The sequence below is a fragment of the Parabacteroides sp. AF21-43 genome (assembly GCF_003635435.1).
Classification (GTDB): Bacteria; Bacteroidota; Bacteroidia; order Bacteroidales; family Tannerellaceae; genus Parabacteroides; species Parabacteroides distasonis.
The window spans coordinates 30,164-55,139 of record NZ_QTMG01000016.1 but is presented as its reverse complement, the minus strand read 5'-3'; the positions used below and the strand labels follow the sequence as shown (position 1 = coordinate 55,139).

18 protein-coding genes are annotated in these 24,976 nt (G+C 49.3%); 11 read left to right on the top strand and 7 right to left on the bottom strand.

Going from position 1 to position 24,976, the window contains the following annotated elements:
* Positions 1–28: 28 nt before the first annotated feature.
* Entirely contained in the window at positions 29–940 is a 912-nt protein-coding gene (locus tag DWX84_RS12380; protein WP_005858233.1) for a ThuA domain-containing protein, read from the top strand.
* A gap of 97 nt (positions 941–1,037) precedes the next feature.
* On the opposite strand, the gene DWX84_RS12375 is transcribed toward DWX84_RS12380, so the two are convergent.
* Positions 1,038–2,954, bottom strand: a complete 1,917-nt coding sequence (locus DWX84_RS12375) for an ATP-dependent DNA helicase RecQ (protein WP_044544852.1) — start codon at positions 2,952–2,954, stop codon at positions 1,038–1,040.
* Positions 2,955–2,963: 9 nt separating this feature from the next.
* Positions 2,964–4,688: a single-stranded-DNA-specific exonuclease RecJ gene (recJ, locus tag DWX84_RS12370; protein ID WP_044544853.1), complete on the bottom strand. Its 1,725-nt coding sequence runs from the start codon at positions 4,686–4,688 to the stop codon at positions 2,964–2,966.
* 223 nt (positions 4,689–4,911) lie between these two features.
* Between recJ and DWX84_RS12365 the strand changes: the two genes are divergently transcribed.
* From DWX84_RS12365 to DWX84_RS12345, 5 genes are read left to right on the top strand one after another with little or no spacing between them, the layout of a single operon-like run.
* On the top strand, positions 4,912–5,472 hold the full coding sequence (locus tag DWX84_RS12365) for an L-threonylcarbamoyladenylate synthase (RefSeq protein ID WP_008774182.1): 561 nt from the start codon (positions 4,912–4,914) through the stop codon (positions 5,470–5,472).
* Positions 5,473–5,474: 2 nt separating this feature from the next.
* Complete coding sequence (locus DWX84_RS12360; RefSeq protein ID WP_005866194.1) at positions 5,475–6,875, top strand: sugar transferase; 1,401 nt, start codon at positions 5,475–5,477, stop codon at positions 6,873–6,875.
* Position 6,876: 1 nt separating this feature from the next.
* Positions 6,877–8,661, top strand: a complete 1,785-nt coding sequence (locus DWX84_RS12355) for a chloride channel protein (protein ID WP_005858223.1) — start codon at positions 6,877–6,879, stop codon at positions 8,659–8,661.
* A gap of 30 nt (positions 8,662–8,691) precedes the next feature.
* Positions 8,692–9,666 (top strand): methionyl-tRNA formyltransferase, encoded by a 975-nt coding sequence (fmt, locus tag DWX84_RS12350; RefSeq protein WP_036610396.1) that lies wholly within the window; start codon positions 8,692–8,694, stop codon positions 9,664–9,666.
* On the top strand, positions 9,666–10,040 hold the full coding sequence (locus DWX84_RS12345) for a YbaN family protein (protein ID WP_005866200.1): 375 nt from the start codon (positions 9,666–9,668) through the stop codon (positions 10,038–10,040). The genes fmt and DWX84_RS12345 overlap by 1 nt, the downstream gene beginning before the upstream one ends.
* A gap of 71 nt (positions 10,041–10,111) precedes the next feature.
* Here DWX84_RS12345 and DWX84_RS12340 read toward each other — a convergent pair whose 3' ends face one another.
* The gene (locus DWX84_RS12340) at positions 10,112–11,578 is read right to left on the bottom strand and encodes a catalase (protein WP_005858216.1); all 1,467 of its coding nucleotides are present in this window, start codon (positions 11,576–11,578) and stop codon (positions 10,112–10,114) included.
* A 987-nt stretch (positions 11,579–12,565) separates the two neighbouring features.
* On the opposite strand from DWX84_RS12340, the gene DWX84_RS12330 reads away from it, so the two are divergent.
* Complete coding sequence (locus tag DWX84_RS12330) at positions 12,566–12,967, top strand: FKBP-type peptidyl-prolyl cis-trans isomerase (RefSeq protein WP_005866204.1); 402 nt, start codon at positions 12,566–12,568, stop codon at positions 12,965–12,967.
* Between the two features lie 108 nt (positions 12,968–13,075).
* Here DWX84_RS12330 and DWX84_RS12325 read toward each other — a convergent pair whose 3' ends face one another.
* The 3 genes from DWX84_RS12325 to DWX84_RS12315 form a co-directional block, all read right to left on the bottom strand.
* Complete coding sequence (locus DWX84_RS12325) at positions 13,076–16,213, bottom strand: efflux RND transporter permease subunit (protein WP_048928372.1); 3,138 nt, start codon at positions 16,211–16,213, stop codon at positions 13,076–13,078.
* A gap of 7 nt (positions 16,214–16,220) precedes the next feature.
* Positions 16,221–17,336 carry an efflux RND transporter periplasmic adaptor subunit gene (locus tag DWX84_RS12320; protein WP_122377522.1) on the bottom strand — a complete coding sequence of 372 codons (1,116 nt, stop codon included), beginning with the start codon at positions 17,334–17,336 and terminating at the stop codon, positions 16,221–16,223.
* 70 nt (positions 17,337–17,406) lie between these two features.
* Entirely contained in the window at positions 17,407–18,813 is a 1,407-nt protein-coding gene (locus tag DWX84_RS12315) for an efflux transporter outer membrane subunit (RefSeq protein ID WP_005858204.1), read from the bottom strand.
* Positions 18,814–18,908: 95 nt separating this feature from the next.
* Here DWX84_RS12315 and rhuM point away from each other — a divergent pair, with 95 nt between their 5' ends.
* The 3 genes from rhuM to DWX84_RS12300 are packed head-to-tail and all read left to right on the top strand — an operon-like array spanning position 18,909 to position 21,310.
* Complete coding sequence (rhuM, locus tag DWX84_RS12310; protein WP_048928374.1) at positions 18,909–19,883, top strand: virulence protein RhuM/Fic/DOC family protein; 975 nt, start codon at positions 18,909–18,911, stop codon at positions 19,881–19,883.
* A gap of 29 nt (positions 19,884–19,912) precedes the next feature.
* Positions 19,913–20,392, top strand: coding sequence for a DUF456 domain-containing protein (locus DWX84_RS12305; RefSeq protein ID WP_048928375.1), 480 nt, complete (start codon positions 19,913–19,915; stop codon positions 20,390–20,392).
* Between the two features lie 24 nt (positions 20,393–20,416).
* Positions 20,417–21,310 carry a D-isomer specific 2-hydroxyacid dehydrogenase family protein gene (locus DWX84_RS12300; protein ID WP_048928376.1) on the top strand — a complete coding sequence of 298 codons (894 nt, stop codon included), beginning with the start codon at positions 20,417–20,419 and terminating at the stop codon, positions 21,308–21,310.
* A gap of 73 nt (positions 21,311–21,383) precedes the next feature.
* Here DWX84_RS12300 and DWX84_RS12295 read toward each other — a convergent pair whose 3' ends face one another.
* A complete protein-coding gene (locus DWX84_RS12295) occupies positions 21,384–23,669 on the bottom strand; it encodes an NADP-dependent malic enzyme (protein WP_048928377.1) in 2,286 nt (761 codons plus the stop codon).
* A gap of 212 nt (positions 23,670–23,881) precedes the next feature.
* On the opposite strand from DWX84_RS12295, the gene DWX84_RS12290 reads away from it, so the two are divergent.
* On the top strand, positions 23,882–24,661 hold the full coding sequence (locus DWX84_RS12290; protein WP_005866221.1) for a DUF4469 domain-containing protein: 780 nt from the start codon (positions 23,882–23,884) through the stop codon (positions 24,659–24,661).
* The last annotated feature ends 315 nt before the right edge of the window (positions 24,662–24,976 follow it).

The following is a 24,976-nucleotide window of genomic DNA, read 5'->3' as shown; positions in this document are numbered from 1 at the left end:
AATTGTTTACTTAAATCTGATTCATACCATGAGACATGTATTTTGTAGGAAGGTCGTTTTCCTTTTGGCCGCTTTACTGGTTGTATGCGGCATGTCGGCCCGTAAGCCGATCAAGACGTTATTAATAACGGGGCAGAATAACCATAATTGGCAGGTGAGCCATGTGGTGCTTAAACAGATATTGGAGAACTCGGGACGCTTCTCCGTGGATTTCGCGGTCTCTCCGGAGGCAGGGAAGGATATGTCCGGCTTTGTCTTGGATTTCAGTCCTTACGAGCTGGTGGTGCTGGATTATAATGGGGATGCTTGGCCGGAGGAGACAAACCGTCGTTTCTTGGAATATGTGCGAGGAGGTGGAGGTGTCGTGGTCTATCATGCCGCTGATAACGCCTTCGTGAACTGGCCGGAATACAATAAGATTTGTGCCTTGGGCGGTTGGGAGAACCGGGATGAGAAAGCGGGACCCTATGTATATTGGAGCGATGGTAAGTTGATAAAGGATAGCTCGGCGGGCGTGGGTGGCTCTCATGGCAAGCAGCATGAGTATGTGCTGAATGCCCGGAACCATGAGCATCCGATCATGAAGGGGCTGCCGAATAAATGGAAACATGCGCAGGATGAGTTATATGATCGTATGCGTGGCCCGGGAAATATAAAGGATTGCTTGTATACGGCTTATTCGGATAAGGAGACCGGAGGTTCCGGCCGTGAGGAGCCGTTGATCTTTACGGTTGATTATGGGAATGCCCGTATATTTCATACGATGTTAGGGCACGCGGGGGAAACGGTAGAGAATTGTCCGGCTATGCAATGCGCCGGCTTCCAGATTACCTTGTTAAGAGGTGCGGAATGGGCCGCTACCGGCAAGGTAACCCAAAAGGTTCCCGCTGATTTCCCGACGGAAAAACAAGTATCTAATCGGAGTAATTATAAGCGGTGATACATGGTTTATTAGAATGCCCATTGTAAGCTCCTTATGATGGGCATTCTAGCAAGCTAACAATGGGCATTCTAAGGAGCTTACGATGGGCATCGTGCTATTTTGCTGAATCCTCGTGCGATAGATAGCCGTCGCTTAATGTGAATCGGGGATCTTGATCCGCCAGAAAGCGGATGGCCGTGAGGATTTTCTCTTGAGGGAAAGGTAATTTCTCAATAAGTTCTTTCACGGGGATAGGGGATTCCCCGGCCAATATCTTTATGAGACTTTCCCGGATAGCGTTGAATTCCCAATTCATAAGCTGTGATTCATGCTTCGATAGGCATACGTCGCAACAGCCACAAGGGGCGGAATCTTCCTCGCCGAAATAGGATAGGAGCATGCGGCTACGGCATACCCGCTCCTCGTTGATATATTCCAGCACCTTCTCGATCCGTTTCCCGAAACGCTCCTTGCGTTCCTCATACGCCGAGCGGGGTATGGAAAGGTACCGCTGTTCCTCCCGGGTCTGGGTATAGATAATCAACGGGGTTTTCTTATGCGGGATGTAGTTTACGATCCGGTATCTGGATAAACCTACCAAGGTCTCATACACCTCGTGAGGTGTCACTCTCGCACGGGTGGCGATTACGCTCTCATCTATATAAACATAATCTGCGAATAACCCGGTGTAAGAACGCAAGATTGTCTGAATCACCTCATCCGTTCGCTTGTTCTCACTTAAATACCTGTAAAGCTCGTCACGGGTAGCTGTGAACATCAGGCGGGAAGCGTTGTCTACCTCCTCCGTATATTCGATATAGCCCGATAGCCCAAGGATCTTCAAGGCATGATGCGCTTGCAATAAAGAGAACTTATAAGCGGAACAGAAATCCGTCAATGAGAAATCGTGTACCGTATCTAGCCCGTACCCTACGGCGATCTGGTAATAATTACCCAACGCCTCATAGACCCGGTAGATAAACTCCTTGTCCGGAAACTCATCCGCCAGCCGTTTCTTTAGCTTGGCGCTATCCGTGGAGGAACAAAGAGCCACGGCGAAGGCTTTCTTCTCATCACGTCCCCCGCGTCCGGCCTCTTGATAATATTCCTCCAACGATCCCGGCATATCCATATGCACGACCAATCGCACGTCCGGCTTATCGATACCCATACCAAAAGCGTTGGTCGATACGATTACCCGGCACTCGTTGCTTTTCCAACGGGCCTGACGTAGTTCTTTCTCGTCACGGTTTAATCCGGCATGGAAGAAATCGGCGGAGATACCCGCCTGTTGCAGCATGACGGCGATCTCCTTGGTGCGTTTCCGGTTGCGGACATATACGATGGCCGTACCCGGAACTTTTCCCAATATATAAACGAGTGTATTTAACTTATCTTCCGTCTTCCGGACAATATAAGCCAGATTTTTGCGGGCGAAGCTCTTTTGAAATACGTTCTTCTCCTTGAACCGCAGACGCTCTTGTATGTCATTCACCACTTCCGGGGTAGCCGTGGCGGTCAAGGCCAATACCGGAACACCCGGCAATAAGTCCCGGATCTCAGCGATATTGAGGTAAGAAGGACGGAAATCATATCCCCATTGCGAGATACAGTGACTCTCGTCGATCACTAGCAGACAAACTTGCATGGCCTCCATCTTGATCCGGAAAATATCCGTACTAAGCCGCTCCGGGGAGACATACAAAAACTTATACCCTCCGAAGATACAATTCTCCAGTTGCGTGATAATCTCTTGCCGGCTCATGCCCGAATAAATAGCCGTAGCCTTGATGCCGACCCGGCGTAAGTTCTCCACTTGGTCTTTCATCAAGGCGATCAAGGGAGTGACGACGATGCAAATCCCTTCCATCGCCAAGGCCGGCACCTGAAAGGTGATGGATTTACCACCACCTGTAGGCATCAGCCCAAGCGTATCTTTTCCGGCACAGACGGAATGGATAATATCCTCCTGCAAGGGGCGAAAAGCAGGGTATCCCCAATACTTCTCTAATATCTTATGGTAGACGTCCACCTGTCCTCCTCATATATCGTCGGGTTTGATGTCTTTGATCATCAGCTGGATAGAGGTGTTGCCGTTGTAGGTATTCTCCTCCACCGTGTAGCAGATGTTGAAAGGCTTCATACTCTTGATATGGTCGTTGTGCCTGTGCATGCCGAAAGCGATGGCGTGCATGGGGGTGCTTGAGTTTCCGTCGATCAATTCCAGCTTGAGATGCTCCAGTTCCTTACCCACGAGCTTACTGGTACCGTAGTCCTTTACGCCAAGCGAGCAGAATACAGGCTTCTGGTTGTCCGGCCCGAACGGGCTCATCTTCTTTAGGTCGTTCACGAACTTCTGGTTGATCTCTTTCAAATCCAAGATAGCGTCGATATCGATCTGTGGGATCATCTGTTCCGGTATGATCTCTTCGGATGCGATCTTCAAGAAACGCTCGGTGAATGCCTCTAGGTTCTCCTCCCGAAGGGAAAGCCCGGCGGCGTAGGTATGTCCCCCGAAATTCTCCAATAAATCCCGGCAACTCTCTATCGCCTTGTAAATATCGAAACCCGTTACGGAACGTGCCGATCCGGTGATCAACTCGGACGATTTGGTAAGAACGACCGCCGGACGGTAATACTTCTCGGTCAAACGGGACGCTACGATACCGATCACGCCTTTGTGCCATCCCGGGTTATACACCACGATCGCCTTCCGGTCATCCATGTTCTCTACTTCGTCGATGACAGCGTTCGCCTCGTCGGTGATCTTCTTGTCTAATTCCCGGCGTTCCTCATTATATTGGTTGATGCTCTCGCTCTTCTCCCGGGCACTGGCGCTATCCTTGGACAGTAGCAGTTCCACCGCCTCCTTCCCGTTCATCATACGGCCGGAAGCGTTGATACGGGGACCGATCTTGAATACGATATCACTGATCGTGATCTCCTTTCCGGTCAATCCGCAGATATCGATGATCCCTTTCAGCCCGAGGCTGGGGTTGCTGTTCAATTGCTTCAGCCCGTAATAGGCGAGGATGCGGTTCTCTCCCGTAATCGGGACGATATCCGAGGCGATACTGACCGCCGTCAGTTCCAACAACTTCTCCAGATCCGAGAACGGGAAATTATTACTCTTGGCGAACGCCTGCATGAACTTGAATCCCACTCCGCAACCCGATAAATGCTCATACGGATAGATAGAATCCGAGCGCTTGGCATCCAATACGGCGACAGCGTCCGGCAAAGTGGTGTCCGGCATATGGTGGTCGCAAATAATAAAGTCGATACCTTTCTCCTTGGCGTACTCGATCTTCTCGATCGCTTTGATACCGCAATCCAGCGAGATAACCAGCGACACGCCGTTCTCGGCGGCATAATCGATACCCTTGTAAGAGATACCGTACCCCTCGTCGTATCGATCTGGGATATAGAAATCCAAGGTAGACGAGTAAGGTCTTAAATACTTGAAGACGAGCGATACCGCTGTCGTTCCATCCACGTCGTAATCGCCGTAGATCAAAATCTTTTCTTTATTCCCCAAGGCTTTGTTCAAGCGCCTCACCGCCTTATCCATATCCGGCATAAGGAACGGGTCGTGCAAATCGTTCAAGCTGGGTTTAAAGAATTTCTTCGCCTCTTCGATCGAAGTGATACCTCGTTGAACGAGCAAGAGACAGATCACCGGGCTGAATCCTAATTCAGCCACCAATTGGTCTCTCTTATGTAACTCTTCTTCTGATGGGGTTTGAAAGTTCCATTTGTTAATCATTATATATTGTTTTTTTCTTTTTTGCTTGCCTGATACTACGGATACCTTGTCATCCTTAATCTACCGTATGACAAAGGCGAGATTTCCGCAATATATTTCAACCTGTAAAGTTAGAAATTAAATATGGTATATCCGGTATGGCTTAAAGAAAATAGTTTTTTTGTTATTATTTTTTTGAAGTAGGAGAATGATTCGTACATTTGCCTAAATATTATAAAATACAATGACGGAAGATATTAAAAAAGCTTGCGAAGTAATGGCCGCAGGCGGCATAATACTTTATCCTACAGACACTATCTGGGGAATTGGTTGCGACGCTACCAATGAAAAAGCCGTACAAAGAGTGTACGAGCTAAAGCGAAGGGCAGACAATAAGGCTATGTTGGTCTTGATGGACAGCGAGGCTAAATTGGATAGGTACGTGTCGGATGTTCCCGATATCGCTTGGGATTTGATTAGCGTGTCTGATAAGCCGTTGACCATCATTTACTCAAGTGCCAAGAACTTGGCGACAAATCTATTGGGAGCCGATGGTAGCGTGGGTATCCGCATCACGAACGAGGAGTTCTCCAAGAAATTGTGCGAGCGCTTCCGTAAACCCTTGGTCTCTACTTCCGCCAACGTAAGCGGCGAGCCTTCTCCCGCTAATTTCAGCGAGGTATCGGAGGTGATCAAGGAGGGTGTGGATTATATCGTGAGTTATCGTCAGGACGATATGAGCAAGGCCGCTCCGTCCGGCATTATCAAGCTAGGAGCCGGTGGGCTTGTGCAGGTAATTAGATAAGGATGAAGAAAAGCGTACAAGCCGGAAAATATATTGTCTCGGATTTTATAGCGTCGTCGGTAGTCTGGTTATTATTTAACCTGATACGCTATGAGGAGGTGGCGGTGTATGAAGGGTTTGATACCGTCGGGGCCTTTTTGCTGCATATCCCCTCGTTGAAGGGGCAGCTATTGATCCCGTTTTTCTGGTTCGTATTATATTGGTTTTCCGGTTATTATAATAAACCGTTCGGTAAGTCGAGGCTTACTGAGTTGTTCTCTACCCTTGGGAGCGTGTCGATCGGTGTCGTGATCTTGTTTTTTGCCTTAGTGCTGAATGACTTGCCCCGTTCCTATCATGTGTATTATGATATGTTTTTCTCTTTATGGGGATTACAGTTTGTCTTGACGTATATTCCCCGGTTATTGATTACGCAGGCCGGGTTACGGAAGATAAAGTGCAGGGAATGGGCGTTGAACGTATTGATGATTGGGGCGGGGAAGAAGGCGGCGTGTATTGCCGACGACCTGTATGGGTTGGGTTATAATATCGTCGGTTTTGTCTCCGATGGTACGGAGAAAAAAGGCGGGGTCGCCGGAGATCGTGTGATCGGTAGGCTGGAATCTTTGCCGGTGATTGTAGAGGAGAAAAAGGTGGATGAGCTGGTTGTCGCCTTGGAGACGGTGGATAATAGCCGTTTGATGGATATCCTGTATTCGTTATATTGCTATAAACGGCCGATCAAGATATTGGCGGATAAATCCAGTTCATTATCGCAAGTAAAGATCAAGGCGATAAAGGGCGTTCCGCTGGTGGACGTGACGGATAACAACTTCTTGCCCATCGAGCAGAATGTAAAGCTCTTTATGGATAAGATGTTATCTCTGATTTTCTTGGTGCTCTTATCTCCCTTGTTCCTGTATATCGCTTGGCGGGTGAAGCGGGATTCCCCCGGCCCGGTGTTTTTCAGTCAGGAACGGATCGGATACATGGGCGAGCCTTTCATGATCTATAAGTTTCGTACGATGTATACGAACGCCGAGGAAGAAGGTCCGTTGCTCTCTTCCGAGGACGATTCCCGTATCACTCCCTTCGGACGGGTGATGCGGAAATACCGCTTGGACGAGTTACCGCAGTTCTGGAACGTGCTGAAAGGGGATATGTCGCTAGTTGGCCCCCGTCCGGAACGTAAATATTTCATCGAGCGGATCGTGAGGAAAGCCCCCTTCTACTATCTGCTGCATAACGTACGTCCGGGAATCACCTCGTTGGGTATGGTGAAATATGGATATGCCGGCAGTGTGGATGAGATGATCGAGCGCTTGGAATATGATATATTATACTATGAGAATATGTCCTTGATTCTGGACATAACGATTCTCATTTATACAGTTAAAACAGTGTTTACAGGTAAAGGTATTTAAAATGGCTAACGAAGGGTTATTCTATAAATTGTTGTTATGGCGGGAAAAGCGCATCAAGGAGAAGCATTTTATCCTTATTATCAGCTTTATCGTGGGAATTTGCACAGCTGCGGCCGCTATCATATTGAAACAATTGATCCATTTCATACAACATGTATTGACGGGTAATTTCAGTGCTGATGGCGTGAACTATCTCTATTTGCTTTATCCGGTGATCGGTATCTTGTTGGCCGGCTTGTTCGTGAAATATATCGTGCGTGACGATATCGGCCATGGGGTGACGAAGATCTTGTATGCCATCTCGCAACGAAAGAGCCGTATCAAGCCGCATAATACATGGACGTCTATCGTAGCCAGTTCCGTGACGATCGGCTTTGGTGGATCGGTCGGGGCGGAGGCTCCTATCGTATTGACAGGGGCGGCTATCGGTTCTAATCTGGGACGGGTGTTCAGGATGGAGCAGAAGACGTTGATGTTGCTCGTGGGATGTGGTGCCGCCGGAGCGATCGCCGGTATCTTCAAGGCGCCTATCGCCGGGTTGGTGTTCGTGATCGAGGTATTGATGCTGGACCTTACGATGACTTCCGTGCTTCCTTTGCTGATCTCGTCGGTGACGGCGGCTACGATGTCTTATATCTTTACCGGTACCGAGGCCATGTTTAAGTTTTCTCAGACCGAGGCATTCGAGATCGAGCGTATTCCTTACGTGCTCTTGCTGGGTGTTTTTTGCGGATTGGTATCCCTTTATTTTACCCGTGTGATGAACAAGGTGGAAGGGATGTACCGGAAGTTGGGTACGTATTGGAAGAAGTTCATGTTGGGCGGCGTGATGCTGAGTATCTTGATATTCCTGTTCCCCCCACTATATGGTGAGGGCTATGATACGATCGGCTCGTTGCTGAACGGGCAGTTCTCGCATATCATGGACAAGAGTTTGTTTTACGATCTGAACGATACGTATTTCGGGGTCTTGATCTTCTTGACCTTGATCTTGCTTACGAAGGTATTCGCTTCCAGCGCCACGAATGCCGGAGGGGGTTGCGGTGGTATCTTCGCTCCTAGTTTGTATCTGGGCTGTATCGCCGGTTTTATCTTTGCGCATACGTCTAATTATTTCCCGTTCACGATGTATATCTCAGAGAAGAATTTCGCTTTGCTGGGTATGGCGGGCATTATGTCCGGGGTGATGCACGCTCCTTTGACCGGGGTTTTCTTGATTGCCGAGCTGACGGGTGGGTATGATTTGTTCCTCCCCTTGATGATCGTCTCGATCAGTTCCTATATCACGATCCTTATGTTCGAGCCTCATAGCATCTACTCCATGCGTTTGGCGCAGAAAGGCGAGTTGCTGACGCACCATAAGGATAGGGCGGTGCTTACCTTGCTACGGGCGGATAGCGTGATCGAGAAAGATTTCCAGATGGTGTCTCCGGAGATGACGTTGGGCGATATGGTAAAGGTCATTTCCCGAAGCGGACGTAACACCTTTCCTGTCGTGGACGAGCGGGGCGTGTTGCTGGGTATCGTCTTGCTGGATAATATCCGGAATATCATGTTCCGTCCGGAGTTGTATAATCGTTTCCATGTATCGAAGTTCATGGTTTCCGCCCCGGCCAAGATCGTAATCAACACACCGATGGATCAGATCATGCAGACGTTTGATGATACGAAAGCGTGGAATCTTCCGGTGGTCGATGAGAATGGCCATTATATCGGCTTTATGTCGAAATCGAAGATATTTAATTCCTATCGGGAGGTATTGGTCGATAACTTTTCCGGGGACTAACTTGTTAAAAACAGATCCAATTTATTGTATATGAAGAAAGAGGATTTACGAATCGTATATATGGGCACTCCCGATTTCGCCGTGGAGAGCCTGCGTGCCTTGGTAGAAGGTGGATATAATGTGGTAGGTGTCATTACGATGCCGGATAAGCCAATGGGGCGTCATGGTAGCGTGCTTCAGCCGAGCGCTGTGAAGCAATATGCCGTATCGGTGGGTCTTCCGGTCTTGCAGCCAGAGAAATTGAAGGACGAGGCATTTTTAGAGGAACTGCGTGCCTTGCGGGCGGATTTGCAGATCGTGGTGGCGTTTCGTATGCTGCCGGAGGTGGTCTGGAATATGCCCCGTCTGGGAACTTTTAATCTGCATGCCTCCTTGCTTCCGCAATACCGGGGCGCCGCTCCGATCAACTGGGCGGTTATCAATGGTGATACGGAGACCGGCGTGACTACTTTCTTTCTTACGCATGAGATTGATACGGGTAAGATCATCCGTCAGAAACATCTGCCGATTGCTGATACCGACGATGTAGAAACCGTTCACGATGCCTTGATGGCGATGGGGGCGGGGTTGGTTACCGAGACCGTGGACTTACTGTTGGATGGAAAAACAGACGCTATCCCTCAAGAGGAGTTCTATAAGGATGCCGCCGAGTTGCGTCCGGCCCCGAAGATCTTCAAAGATACCTGTCATATCGACTGGAACCAACCGGTGAAGAAGATCTATGATTTCGTCCGTGGGCTTTCTCCTTATCCTGCCGCTTGGACGGAATTGATCTCAGCGGATGGCAAACGTATGGTCTTGAAGGTTTACCAGACGAAGAAGCGTCCGGCAACGCATAACTTCCCGGTAGGTTCTATCCATACAGATCATAAATCGTATATCGATGTGGCCGTGAAGGATGGTTTCCTTCGATTGCATTCCTTGCAACTTGCCGGAAAGAAACGGATGAATATAACGGACTTCTTGAACGGTTTCAAGCAAATCGCAGAATATACGGTTGGCTGATGAACGGGACGAGACGTATCATATACATTACGTTAGGAACGTTTTTTCTCATATTGGGAGCGATCGGCATCTTTGTCCCTTTGCTCCCGACCACTCCTTTTTGGTTACTGACTTGTTGGTTTTATGTCCGTAGCTCGGAGAGACTTTATAACCGGGTGATGAGCAATCGTTATTTCGGGCCGCATATTAAGGGCTTTGTGGAAGATAAGGCTATTCCTTTGCGTTCCAAGATTATCACGATCGCTATCATGTGGCTATCTACGATCATTACTTCCCTTTTGCTAGTCGGCTATTGGTGGGTGAAAGCTTTGTTAGGGCTTATCAGTATCGGGGTCTCATGGCATATCCTCTCTTATCCTACTAAAAAAGAATGAGATAACCCGTTCATCCATAGGATTACTGGGGTTATCCCTCTTTTATCGCTTTCTATCGTAGCCTTACTACTTTATCGGTCTTCTTTCAAGGCCTCTTCCAAGCTGATTCCTAGAGCTTCAGCTACTCCCTTACCGTAAGCAGGGTCTGCCTTGTAGCAATTGCGTACGTGGCGTTGCTTGATGAACAGTTGGGCGTTACCCATCGCACGGGCGGTATTTCCGAATAACAATTGTTGCTCTTCCGGCGGCATCAAACGGAATAAGGCACCCGGTTGGCTGTAATAATCATCATCATACTCACGCTCGTTGTAATTATAAACATCCCCGTGTACTTTCAAAGGCGGTTCCTTCTTCTCGGGAGAGTCTTTCCATTCGCCGAAGCTGTTAGGTTCGTAACCCTTTGCGGCTCCATAGTTTCCGTCTACACGCATCGCTCCGTCACGGTGATAGGCATGGAACGGACAGCGGGGCTTGTTCACCGGGATCTGCTCTAGGTTCACGCCAAGGCGGTAACGCTGGGCGTCGCCATAAGAGAATAGACGACCTTGTAACATCTTGTCTGGGGAGAAGCCGATACCTTCGACAGTATTCATCGGGTTGAATGCGGCTTGCTCCACGTCTTGGAAATAATTCTCCGGATTACGGTTCAACTCGAGGATACCGACATCCATTAACGGGAAGTCCTTATGCGGCCATACTTTCGTGAGGTCGAACGGGTTGATCGGATAGGTCTCAGCCTGCTCCTCAGTCATCAATTGGATCTGGAATTTCCATTTCGGGAAGTCCCCACGCTCGATACTCTCGAACAAATCACGCTGATGGGATTCACGATCCTTGGCGATGATCGCAGCCGCTTCCTCGTCACTCAAGTTCTTGATACCTTGCAGGGTTCTGAGATGGAACTTCACCCAGATACGTTCGTTCTTATTGTTGATAAAACTGTACGTATGGCTACCGAAACCATGCATATGTCGATAAGAGTAAGGAATGCCGCGAGAACTCATCGTAATCGTTACTTGATGCAGGGCCTCGGGAAGCAAAGTCCAGAAATCCCAGTTGTTATCCTCGCTTCGTAGATTCGTTTTCGGGTCACGTTTGACCGCATGATTCAAGTCCGGGAACTTTAGGGGATCACGCAAGAAGAATACGGGGGTGTTGTTACCTACCAAGTCCCAGTTACCCTCCTCTGTGTAGAATTTCATGGCGAATCCACGGATATCACGCTCTGCGTCGGCTGCTCCACGCTCTCCGGCTACGGTGGAGAAACGGACAAAGCAGTCAGTTTTCTTGCCTACCTCGCTGAAAATAGCCGCTTTCGTATACTTTGTGATATCATGTGTAACGGTAAAGGTACCGAATGCGCCGGAACCTTTGGCGTGCATGCGTCTTTCTGGGATCACTTCACGGTCGAAGTGCGCTAGCTTCTCAATGAACCAAGGGTCTTGTAATACCATCGGGCCACGTGGCCCCACTGTTTGTACGTTCTGATTGTCCGCAACAGGGCGCCCGTTGGCGGCAGTTAGTTTTTTGTCTTCCATAACTTTAGTTTTTATGTCGCAATAAAGAATTTTAGATAAAGTAATCTTTAAATAAAACTGTTTAGAAACAACAATTGTTTTTAACTTCCTGACAAAAATAAGATGTTGTTAGACAGTTGTCAAATAGTTAATATCTATAAATATATAGACGGGTAGTAGAAACTCAGTGGGGATAGGCGCATGAGTTATAAAAGTATCTTAGTTTCATCGCCCCATACACCTAAGATACTTCGCCAATGAACTTAGGATACTTTCTCTATGAAACTAAGATACCTTGTTTAAAAGGTATGGATACAAAAAAGCGGTTGTCTGGCAAGATGCCAAGCAACCGCGGTATGGTTTGAAAAAATCAAATGTTCACCTTCCCGGTAAAATGGGGTGTTACTTATTTATTGTAACCCCATTTCGTTAACTCCGACTGACCGATAGCAGCGAGTGATCTCAAGCAGCTATCCAAAAAATGTCTAATAAAACTTTTCATAGCTCATTTTCTTTTTAATTAATAAATCTGTGCCTTTCGACACGTTCTAAATCTCACATAACTTTTGAAGTCCGAGTAACGAATGAATTGAAAACCTAAACCTTTAACCTTTTAACCTATTACTAACCTAATCCCGGACTTCTGATAACCTTAACCTAAACCTTCCTCTTTTTCATCGTGAGGTTTACCACATGCGGTAAACCCAAATTGTCCAAGGTTGAAACCCTAGCAAATCGATGTAACGTTTAAACAATCTCTTTACCATATTTGCTTTACAATTATGTTTTACGACACAAATATACGGCGTTATTCCATACGTGGTATGTTTTATAGCATGTTTTTTGCGGATTCCTATGTTTTCTTGATCTATGATAAAAAAAGCGGGAATCAGATTCATATAATGATAGTATTTGAACGTTTGGCATGTCTATTGTGTTACCATGCCATTGCGTTTCTATTTCTATTTGCTACATTTGCGGAGCTAAATGTAAGATAATGTAATATATATGAGTAGAAAAGAGGAGTACAAAGAGAAGAATCTATTGTATTTGGACGAGATCGCTTCGGAAGAGGGAATCCGGACATTACCGTGTGGTATATTATATAAGGTAATACAAGCGGGTACAGGCAAAGTCTCTCCTAATCGGGAAAGCGTCGTTTCCGTACATTATAAAGGAACGTTGATTAACGGAAGGGAATTTGATAACTCATGGAAACGGGGTTGCCCGGAAGCCTTTCGCTTGAACCAAGTGATTGAAGGCTGGCAATTGGCTCTTCAAGAAATGCGGGTAGGGGATAGATGGATAATCTATATCCCTTACAATTTTGGTTATGGTAATCGTGCCTCGGGTCCGATCCCTGCTTTCTCCACATTAATATTTGAGGTAGAGTTGTTGGGAATCGCCTAATTCCAATCATAGAATATATAATAATGTATCTGAAGGGAGTAAAAAAGAATAGCCATGGCTAAACCCATGGCTATTCTCTTTTTGCCTCATTAGAGGATTGGAAACTTTCTATTGTTTAGGCGTAACATCCGTCTTCTTTCCTTTATCCAGCCATTTCTCTTGGATGGTCTGCATCAGTTCATAGAAGTTAGGGATGAACATCGTGGCGAATATCGTATTGATAGCCATACCGAATACTACCGCCGCACCTAAGGATATACGGCTGGCCGCTCCCGCTCCGGTAGCGAAAAGCAAAGGCATGACACCCAATACAAAGGCGAACGAGGTCATCAGGATCGGACGTAAACGAACGTGTCCGGCTTCCAAGGCGGAATCCCGTATCGGATTACCTTCCTTTCGGAAATCCCGGGCGAACTCTACGATCAAGATACCATTCTTGGCGGACAAGGCGATCAATAAGATAATACCGATCTGGGTATATACGCTTACCGGAACCCCCATCACCCAGCAGCCGATAATAGCTCCCAACAAGGCGATCGGCAAACCCATGATAGCCGCCAACGGACTTGTCCAGCTCTCATATTGAGCCGAGAGAACCAAGAAAGCGACTAGCAACGCCATGGCGAAAATAATCACCGTCGTAGATCCTGCTTTCGTCTCTTGATAAGCGACCGAGGTCCATTCATATCCAAAATTATCACCTAATTGTTCCTGTATCAGCTCCTCCATCGCTAGGATCGCTTCTCCGGAACTATATTTCGGGTTGGCGATACAAGTAATAGCCGCCGATGAATACATATTATATAGGTTGATCTGGTCTAATCCCAATTGCTCGTCTAATTCGATAAAAGAGGAGAAGGGTACCATCTCTCCTTTACTATTCGCCAGACTCAAACGGAGTACATCATCGATCACTTTCTGCGCCTCTCCGTTCGCCTCGATCTTAACTTGGTAAATACGTCCGAACTCCACGAAATCGTTCACGTACGCCGCTCCCATATAATAGCTGAGCGTGGAGAATACTTGATTCAACTGAAGACCGAGCATCTGCACCTTATCCCGGTCTATCTTCAGTAGATACTGCGGGGTATTGGCCTGATACATACAAGAAAGGTTCAGCAATTGCGGTTTCGAGCGGTAGCTGGCCAGCAATGTCTCCACGGCATGCTGCATCTCCGTCGGACCTAGGTTCTTACGATCCTCCAATTGCAGTTGCAAGCCGCCCGAAGCGCCCAACCCCGGGATAGCTGGCGGTACCATACCGAATACCTGCGCTTCTTGGATAGCCGATGCCTCCCGGTTGAAACGGTTGGTCACGGCCTCTGCCGTATGCTCCTTACCTTTACGTTCGTTCCAGTTCTTTAGGATCACGAAGAAGGTGGCCGTATTGGATTGCTCCCCTCCACCCATCACGGAGAATCCGCTAACGCTGATGAATGATTTCACCTCGGGGTATGTCTTTAGGATCTCGTCGATCTGCTTGGTGACCGCCTCCGTCCGGTTCAAGCTCGCCGCCGGGGGTAATTGGGATACGATTAGGAAATAGCCGTCATCCTCTTCGGGTATAAAGGTTGTCGGCCAACGCATAAACAAGATAACCGCTACCGCCGTGATGATACCGTAAACGATCATCGCCGCTCCCGGTCGTTTCAGCATCCGCTCCACGATCGAGTCGTACATCTTCTGAGTCTTTCCGTATACCTTATTGAATCCTTTGAAGAGGAAGAATTTCGGTTCTTCCGTATTCTTCTCTAAGAAAAGGGCGCAAAGCGAGGGCGTAAGCGTAAGCGAGTTAAATCCGCTTAATACGGTAGCGGCGGCGATTGTCAAGGCGAATTGCTTATAGAGCTGCCCGGAGATACCGCTGATAAACGTTGTCGGGATAAATACCGCCAATAATACCAATACCACGCCCACGATAGGCCCTACGATCTCATCCATGGCCTTCGATACCGCCTCGTGGGCCGTATATTTCCCGGTATCGAGGAGCCGGGTGGAGTTCTCTACCACCACGATGGCGTCGTCTACCACCACCGCTATCGCCAGAATCAAGCCGAATAAGGTCAACGTATTAATGGAGAAGCCTAAAGCCGCCATGACCGCCAGCGTACCGATCAATGAGACCGGAATCGTAATGAACGGGATGACTACCGCCCGGAAATTCTGTAAGAATAAGAAGATAACCAAGACCACCAGCAAGGTTGTCTCCAAGAACGTGATAAGCACCTCATGGATGGAGGCGTCGATCACCTCGGTCGTATCCAAGGTCACTTTGTATTCCACGCCTTCGGGTAAGGAACTGCCTAATTCTTTCATCTTGGCCTTTACCACCTTCGATACATCCAAGGAGTTGGAGCCCGGCAACTGGTAGATCGCTATCGCAGCAGTCGGCTGTCCGCTTAATTTAGAGACCACGTTGTAAGAGGAGCTACCCAACTCTATGCGGGCGATATCCTTCAATCGCAGGATCTTGCCACCTTGCCCGGTCTTAAGGACAATATTGCCGAACTCATCCGGTGTCGTCAACCGTCCTTTCACGGTCAAGGTATATTGATAGGGGTTATCCGCCCGTAGAATCGGTTGGCCTACGTAACCGGCGGATACTTGGGCGTTTTGCGTGGATATGGCTTGATAGACCATGTCCGGCGTCAAGTTACGGATACGCATCGCCTCCGGGTCTAGCCAGATACGCATGCTATAGTTTCCGGCTCCCATCACCTGTACCGAGCCTACACCCGGCAGGCGGGTTAGCTGGTCTATCATATTTAAGGTGGCGTAATTACTTAAATACAACCCGTCGTAAATGGAATCCTTGGAACTTAGGGTAAGCATCATCACGATATTGGAGGATTGCTTGCGGGTGGTGATACCCTGTACGATCACGGGTTCCGGCAAGCTACTTTGGGCGATACTCACCCGGTTTTGCACCATGACGGTCGCCATGTCGATATCCGTTCCCACAGCGAAGGTGATCGTTAGGGAGTAAGCCCCCGAACTGGAGGAGTTTGAACTCATGTAAAGCATACCGTCCACGCCGTTTACCTGTTGCTCGATCGGTAAACCTACGGTCTGCGCTACGGTCTGTGCGTCCGCCCCGGGATAAACGGCGGATACCTGTACGGTAGGCGGCGTGATCTCCGGATACTGGGCGATCGGTAATATATTGAGGGTGACCAAACCCGCTACGACGATGATCAGAGCAAGTACGGTGGCGAATATCGGTCTGTTAATAAAGAACTTTACCATAGCTTGCTTATTTTATAGGTTTGATAGTCATGCCATCTCGTACCTTAAGCAGGGCGGAGGTGACATAGGAATCTTTGGGGCTGATACCGGCGGTCACTTGGCGAAGCGTATCGTCTACCAATTGGCCCACCTCGATAGGACGGTATCGTACGACATTGGAGTCGTTCACGATATAAAGGTACTTCCCTAATTGGTCGGTACCGATCGAGGCGTCGCGAACCAAGACCGCATTCGGCTGCTCGGCATACGGCAGGGTGATGGTGACGTATAAGCCGCTCTTCAATACATGCTTCGGGTTATCCAGATTGGCACGTACGTTCAGGGTACCGGTCGATAGGTCGATATTTGGGGATAGATAATCCAGCCGGCCCGTATACGCATTGCCGCCATTCTCGCCTATGCTGACGAGGATCTCGGTCGGAAGTTTCACGGTGCTATCGTTGCGGGCGGCTTCCAGCATCATCTTCATGAACTGGTTATCCTCGATATTGAAATTGGCGAACATCAAGTCGTCCTTGTATAAGGTGGCCAAGGTAACCGGCTGGACGGCTCCGTTGATGTAATTACCTATATCGTAGCTGGCCCGGGTAACCGCACCGTCGAAAGGCGCACGGATATAGCAATAGCTCAAGTTGGTCCGTGCGGTATTCAACTCCGCCTCGGCATTCTTCACGGCAGCCTCAGACTCCGATACGGTAGCCTCCGCTTGGATCACTTGTATCTGGCTTACGGCGCCGCTCTTAGCCGCCTCCTTCATACGCTCGTAGTTACTGCGTGCATATTCCAGCTGGGCTTTGGAGGTCTTTACGGAAGCCTCGGCTTGGGTGACGTTATCTTGATAGGTGTCCGGTTCGATCACGAAGATAAGATCGCCCTTCTTCACCCGGCTTCCGGCCTTGAGGTAAGAGGTACGCAAGTATCCGTTGACACGGGCTACCAAGTCTACTTTCAGTTGTGAACTAAGGTATCCGGGGTATTCTTTCGTCAAGGTAATGTCCCTCACGATCGGCGTGGATACGCTTATGGAGGGCACGGGCGTTTCCATCGGCTTGCTTTTCCCCTTGCAAGACGCCAGTAATAAGGCGGAGGCTCCGATAATCCCTATGTAAACAAATGTCTTCATATCTTTTGTCTTTAATGATTATTTATATTATATTGTTTGAGTGGGCTTTTGTTCGATCGGATCGAACGGCCTACATAGGATTCCATCCTCCGCCCAATGACTGATAAAGCTGTATCAAGTTCAGTAGTGAGCTACCTTGAGCCTGTGTCAATTGGTTCTGGTAGGTGAGGAGGGAGCGTTGCGCGTCCAGTACGTTTTGGAAAGGGGTAAGGCCCTGCTTATAGAGGTCTAGGGAAAGATCCAAGGTCTGTTTTCCTTGGTTTACCACTTCCCGGAGGGCTACGATCTGCTTGATCGAGTTCTTGTACGAGCTCATGGCGTTATCCACTTCCTGTACGGAGGTAAGCACGGTCTGGTTGAATTGCCGGATCGACTCGTCCAACTGGGCTTTCGCCAACCGGGTAGCCTGTATCTTCTGGGTGCCTTGGAAGAAGTTCCACGTAAGGGTAGGGGCGATCTCATAGGTCAAGCTATTATGATTCGCCAGCTTGTCGAAGTCGTGGGAGGCGAAACCGATCGAACCTTTCACGAATACTTTCGGCCACCAATCGGACTTAGAGGCCCCGAGCGAGGCGGCAAGCGCATTGACCTGCCGTTCTGCCGCACGTACATCCGGACGGCGTAGCAACAGGTTTGCCGGCAGCCCTACACCGACCGGCTCGATATATTCCGGCAAGGAAGCGTCTGTCTCCATGATCTTTTGTAGATCGGAAGGGTACAGGCCTAACAGGATCGCCAAGGAGTTCGCGTATTGGATGATACCGGCCTCCAGCATCGGTAGGGAGGCTTTCGTGCTGTAGTATACGGATTGCGCCTGCGCTACGTCCAGTTTAGAGACTAGCCCGGTCTCATACCGTTTCTGGGTGATCTGTACGACGGTCTGTTGGGAGCGGCAGTTCTGTTGCGCTACCTTTACCTCTTGTTGCAGTTCCCTCATATTGATATAGGAGGAGGCTACTTGAGCGCAAAGGGAGACCATGGCGGCGTTGTATTCCTCTTTCGAGGCGGCGAAATTCTCTTTCTCCGCTTTCACCCGGTTCCGGATACTCCCGAATACGTCCACCTCCCAGTTCATATCTACGGTAGCGCTGGAATATTGGGTGATCGCCTTGGGTACCTGATTGATATTGCCGCTACTTTGTTGCCGTGTCCATCCGGCGGAAAGCCCTAGGGTGGGCGAGTAGCTTCCTTGTGCCGACCGCAGGTTGGCTTTCGCCATGGCGATCCTGTCCATCGCCATTTGCACGGAATAGTTTTGTTTCACGGCTACTTCTATCAGCGAGTCCAGCAACGGGTCCTTAAAATTTCTCCACCAATTATCTTCTACGGGAAGTGTCTGCTGGAAATCACTCCCTTCCTCAGACCATGACCCGGGTAGGGCACGGTCTAAATACGTATGCTCTGTCTGCGCCATTACCCCGATCGGTACCAGCAAGCACAACAAAGCATAACATGTCAGGCGTAAATGTTTGTGCATAAATATATATGTTTAGATTTAGCTTTTAGCAAAACAGTTAAGGGTGGGAAATGTTTGTATCTTTGTCTATTTATATATCCTAAAAACTGAAACGTATGGAAAATGGCAAGATCGTTATTTATCGGACAGCCGATGGTGAGACTTCAATTGACGTGAAATTGGAGAATGATACAGTATGGCTTACGCAAGCGCAGATGGCGGAGCTTTTTCAAAAGGATCAATCGGTAATAGCTCGGCATATCAGAAATGTTTTTAAAGAAGGAGAACTTGAGGAAATGAGTAATATGCAAATTTTGCATAATACTTTTTCCAAATACAAGCCTACTGGGGTTTATAGTCTTGATGTCATTATCTCAGTCGGCTATCGTGTCAAGTCTAAGCGTGGTACGCAATTCCGTATCTGGGCGAATAAAATCCTAAAAGAATACCTTGTCAAAGGCTACGCTGTCAATAAACAACTGACCCAACAAAAATACGACGAACTGAAGCTGCTTGTACAAGTCCTCGGTCGTACAGTTAAGGGTCAGGAGGTTCTTTCCTCGGATGAAAGCCGTACGTTACTAGATGTAGTTGTAGACTATACCTATGCCTTAGATACACTGGATAAGTATGACTATCAGCAATTGGATATTCATTCGACGACAAATGAGCAACGGTTTAAGGCTACCTATGAAAATGCGATGTTGGCTATCCAAGGATTGAAAAGTAAATTTGGTGGAAGTAATTTATTCGGAAACGAGAAAGACGGCTCTTTCAAAAGCTCTATCGGACAGATTTACCAAACTTTTGGTGGGGAGGATCTTTATCCCTCGGTAGAGGAAAAAGCGGCTATGCTTCTTTATCTGGTTACAAAAAATCATTCGTTCAGCGATGGTAATAAGCGTATAGCCGCAACGCTTTTCTTGTGGTTTCTCGATAATAATGGAATCTTATATAATCCGGATGGGACGAAACGTATCGCTGATAATACATTGGTCGCTTTAACCTTGATGATAGCGGAAAGCCGGACGGAGGAAAAAGATATGATGGTGAAAGTCGTGGTGAATTTGATTAATAAGGAGAATTGGTGAAATAAAGGATTATTGTAAATAGTGATTGTATGGATATCTTATTGGTTATACTAGGCGTTATCTGTTTGTTGGTGGGATTGGCGGGGTGTTTTTTGCCGGTCTTGCCGGGGCCGCCGGTGGCGTATGTGGCTTTGTGGCTGCTGCATTTTACGGGCTATGCGGAATTTACGGTTATGGAGTTGGTCGTGTGGGGATTGCTGGTCGTGTTGGCACAGGCGATGGACTATGTTACGCCCATGCTGGGGACTAAGTATAGCGGAGGGTCCAAGTGGGGAAATTGGGGATGTGCCGTGGGAACCGTGGCCGGTATGTTCGTGTTTCCGCCTTGGGGGATCTTACTGGGTCCTTTCGTGGGGGCTTTCGTGGGGGAACTTTTGGGAGGCAAGGCGTCCGGAGATGCGTTGAAGGCTGGTTTCGGGGCGTTCGCAGGTTTTTTATTGAGTGTCGTGCTGAAGGTTACCCTTTGCGGCTATTTTATTTATAGTTTTGTGAGAGGGATAATTAATTGAAGATGGTAATTAATAAAGTAAGATATGTTTGAGAAAATTGTAGTGGTAGATTCTACCGGGTTGAATACATGGGGAGTGGAGCGTTTGAAGGAGCTTGGAAAAGAGGTTGTTTTTTATACCGGCATTCCGGAAACGGATGAGGAGATTGTGAACCGGATCGGGGACGCAGATTGCGTACTCGTCTCTTATAATACACAGATCCGGAGGAACGTGATCGAGGCTTGCCCGAATATCAAATACATCGGGATGTGCTGTACCCTTTATAGTGAGTCTAGTGCGAATGTGGATATAGCCGCCGCACGTGAGCGGGGGATAACGGTTTTGGGCATCTGCGACTATGGAGATGAGGGAGTCGTGGAGTATGTCATTAGCGAGTTGGTCCGTTTGTTGCATGGTTTCGGCGGGAAGCAGTGGAAGCATAAGGCGTATGAGCTGGGCGGGCAAAAAGTAGGCATCGTGGGATTGGGTCGCACCGGGAGAATGATCGCTGACGCTCTTCGTTTCTTGGGGGCTGAGGTTTATTATTTCAGCCGTACCCGTAAGCCGGATGCCGAGGCCGCCGGTATCGCTTACCTGCCTTTGCGGGAGTTGCTGCCGGAGGTGGATATTTTATGTACTTGCTTGCCTCGTAATACGATTCTTCTGGGGGCGGGTGAGTTTCGTTTGTTCGGTAATCTGAAGATATTGATCAATACGTCGGTAGGGCCGACTTTCCGTGTCCCGGATTTACAACGTTGGCTTAGCGCCCATAAACGGAATTTCTTCTTATGCGATGAGGTGGGTATCGGGAATTATGCGGATACCTTGACGCAGTTCGATAATGTCATATATACCCCGAAAGTCTCCGGCCACTCGGAGCAATGTATGGAGCGATTGTCGCAAAAGGTAATAGCGAATATCGAAAGCTATCAGAATTGATATATCCAGTTGTAGAGACGGGGCACGCCCCGTCTCTACAACTGGGGATAGTATTGATAGGGGATAAGTCCTATCAACCTTCTTTCTCGATCTGTTCCTGAACGATAGCGTCTACGACAGCTACGGTAGTCAGGTTCACGATATCACGGGTAGAGCTTTCTACGTCGGTGAAGTGGATCGGTTTGTTCAATCCCATCTGGATCGGGCCGATCGTCTCGGTGATACCCAGCGTATCCAATAGCTTATATGCGCTGTTGGCGGAGCTTAGGTTCGGGAAGATCAAGGTATTCACGTCTTGCCCTTTCAGCTTGTTGAAGGGATACATATCGTCGCGCAGCTTCTTGTCGAGGGCGAAGTTTACTTGCATCTCTCCGTCTACTACCATGTCTGGGTATGTCTTATGCAAGAAGTCGATCGCCTCGTGCACCTTCAGCGGGCTACCCTGCTTGTCGGAACCGAAGTTCGAGTAAGACAACATCGCCATCACCGGCTCGTGAGCGAAGAACTTCACGGCGTCGTGCGTCAGGCGGGCGATATCGATCAATACCTCGGCCGACGGATGACGGTTGATCAACGTATCGGCCATAAAGAACGTACCCTTCTTGCACGTCAGGATGTTCAAGGCGCCGAAATGTTTGTAGCTCGGGCGGATGCCGATAATCTGCTCCGCCATCTTGGTAACCTCCGAGTAGCGGCTGTATACACCCGTCACGAAAGCGTCGGCGTCGCCGGTAGCCACCATCATCATACCAAAGGCGTTACGGTCTACCATTTTCTCGCAAGCCTCCGAGTAGGTCACGCCCTCGCGCGCCTTCTTATCGGAAAGGATGCGGGCGTAGCGGTGGCGGCGTTCCGTCTCACGGTCGTGGCGGAGGTTGACGATCTCGATACCGTCCAGACTGATATTCTCCTCGGCGGCGATCTTGGCCAGACGCTCCTCGTTACCCAGCAAGATCGGGAAACAGATACCTTCCGCTTTCGCCTCGGCGGCGGCTTTCAGCATATTCACGTGGTTCGCCTCGGCGAATACCACCCGTTTTGGGTTCGCTTTCGCCATATCGGTGAACGAGCGCAATAGTTTGTTATCGTATCCCATCATCTCACGTAAGTGGTTGGCGTAGCCCTCCCAGTCGGTGATCGTCTTGCGAGACACGCCCGAGTCGATAGCGGCTTTCGCCACGGCGCAAGATACACGGGTCAGCAAGCGGGGATCGAGCGCTTTCGGAAGGATATAGTCGCGTCCGAAAGTGGTTCGTTTCAGCTTATAGGCGGCGTTCACCACGTCGGGGACAGGCTCCTTGGCAAGGTCGGCGATGGCGTAGACGGCGGCCCGCTTCATCTCCTCGTTGATCGCCTTGGCGTGCGTATCCAAGGCGCCGCGGAAGATATAAGGGAATCCCAGCACGTTGTTGATCTGGTTCGGATAGTCGGAACGTCCGGTAGCGAAGATGATATCGTCCCGCGAGGCCATAGCGTCGGCGTAGGAGATCTCCGGGTTCGGGTTCGCCAAGGCGAATACGATCGGGTCGGCGTTCATGCTACGTACCATCTCCTTGGTCAATACGTTCGCCACGGAGAGGCCCAAGAATACGTCGGCTCCCACCACGGCCTCCTGCAAGGTCTTGATCGGACGGTCGGTAGCGAACTCCCGCTTGGCGGCGTTCAAGTCCGGGCGGCTGGTAGAGATGACGCCCTTGCTGTCGCACATGACGATATTCTCCTTGCGCGCTCCCAGCATCACGTACAGTTTCGTACATGAGATAGAGGCGGCTCCGGCGCCGTTCACCACGATCTTCACGTCCTCGATCTTCTTGCCGGCGATCTCCAAGGCGTTGATCAGCCCGGCGCCGGAGATGATTGCCGTACCATGCTGGTCGTCGTGCATGACGGGGATATCCAGCTCGTTCTTCAAGCGAGTCTCGATCTCGAAACACTCCGGTGCCTTGATATCCTCCAAGTTGATTCCTCCGAACGTGGGCGAGATCGCCTTCACGGTCTGGATAAACTTCTCCGGATCTTTCTCGTTCACTTCGATATCGAATACGTCGATGCCTGCGAATATCTTGAATAGCAATCCCTTGCCTTCCATCACCGGCTTACCGGCCAAGGGGCCTATATCGCCCAGCCCGAGTACGGCGGTACCGTTGGAGATTACGGCTACCAAATTACCTTTCGCCGTATATTCGTACGCGTCCAGCGGATTCTTCTCGATCTCCAGACACGGCTCGGCTACGCCCGGCGAATAAGCCAGGGATAAATCCGTTTGCGTGCTATGAGGCTTTGTCGGGATAACCTCGATCTTACCCGGTTTGCCCTCGGCATGGTACCGAAGGGCCTCCTCTTTTGTAATCTTTGCCATAGGTATGTTTATTAATTATGTTGTTCCTATTTAAAACCACCGCAAAAGTAACAAATTATTATGAGTTGGCTAGGTTTTGCTTACAAATAGTTTTTGGGAAAGCGTGAATAGTAATCCGATTCCCGCTTGTCGGAGTGAAAGTTTATTGTTACATTTGGGTGTTTAATAACTAGGGTCTCTATCCAAGAGAGGCCCATAATCTGAATGATAGTATGGCAGAACCTAAGAAAAGAAGTATCACCGGTAAGCTGGTGGAGAACAAGTTGACGGCGCGCACGGACGATTTCACGTTCAACGTCACTTACGTACAAAGTCGTTCGATCGGCGACTTATGCAAGCTGGCCGCCGCTCGGCTCGGTACGAAATATTCGGCCTCGGAGATTGAAGGTATTTACAGTGAGATCAAGGGTGTGGCCGAGGAGGAGCTGTACTCGGGCAGTACCGTGGAGTTCGGTTTCACGACGAACAGCTTGGGCGTGGAGGGCTCGTTCATCGGCCCGAAGGCGCAGTTCGACCCGGCGCGCAACAAGGTCGTGCTCCGTTCCACGCCCACGGCGGAGATTCGTTCGAAGCTGACGGACATCAGCGTGATCGTCAGCCACGTGGAGGAGGGGCTGCCTACGATCATCAGCGTGACGGACGTAGCGTCCGGTGCCGTGAATACGAAACTGACCCCGGGCGGAGGATTGACCGGCAGCGGGCAACGTATCAAGATCGCCGGCGAGACGGGAGATGCCGTGGGCTTCTTCTTCGTGAAGGACGGCTCCCAAACGTCGGTAGCCGTGCCGATGACCTCCGTGTTGCGCAACGATCCGTCGGCCTTCTCGCTTATCATCCCCGCCTTGGAGGATGGCACGTATTACTTGGAGGTGGCTACTCGCTCGAGTGGCAACAGTAAAGTCTTTTTGAAGGAAGTACGCCGGAATCGCTTCCCTTATCCATTAACCGTGGGCGGAGGTGATGGAGATAGCGAAAGCCCCGATGAGGTTTAACTTTTATTCCGGGTGTCGGAAGTTCTCGTTTCCGACACCCGGAAGCTCTCGTTTCCGATACGTGGAAACGTCCGTTTCCGGCACCCGGAAATGACAACTTGCTTCCTTCCCGCATCCTCTCCTCCTTTCTAAAGGTCTTTCCTGAGATTTTTCCCTACCTTTGGCCTCCATAAAACAAGATTACCATCATGGCATTGAAACTTATCCATACGGCCGACTGGCATCCGGGCCGGGCCTTTTTCGGCTCCGACCGGGAATCTCCGGACGAGATATAAGCCGGGATGGATGGATGGATGGATGGATGATTGCGGGAGA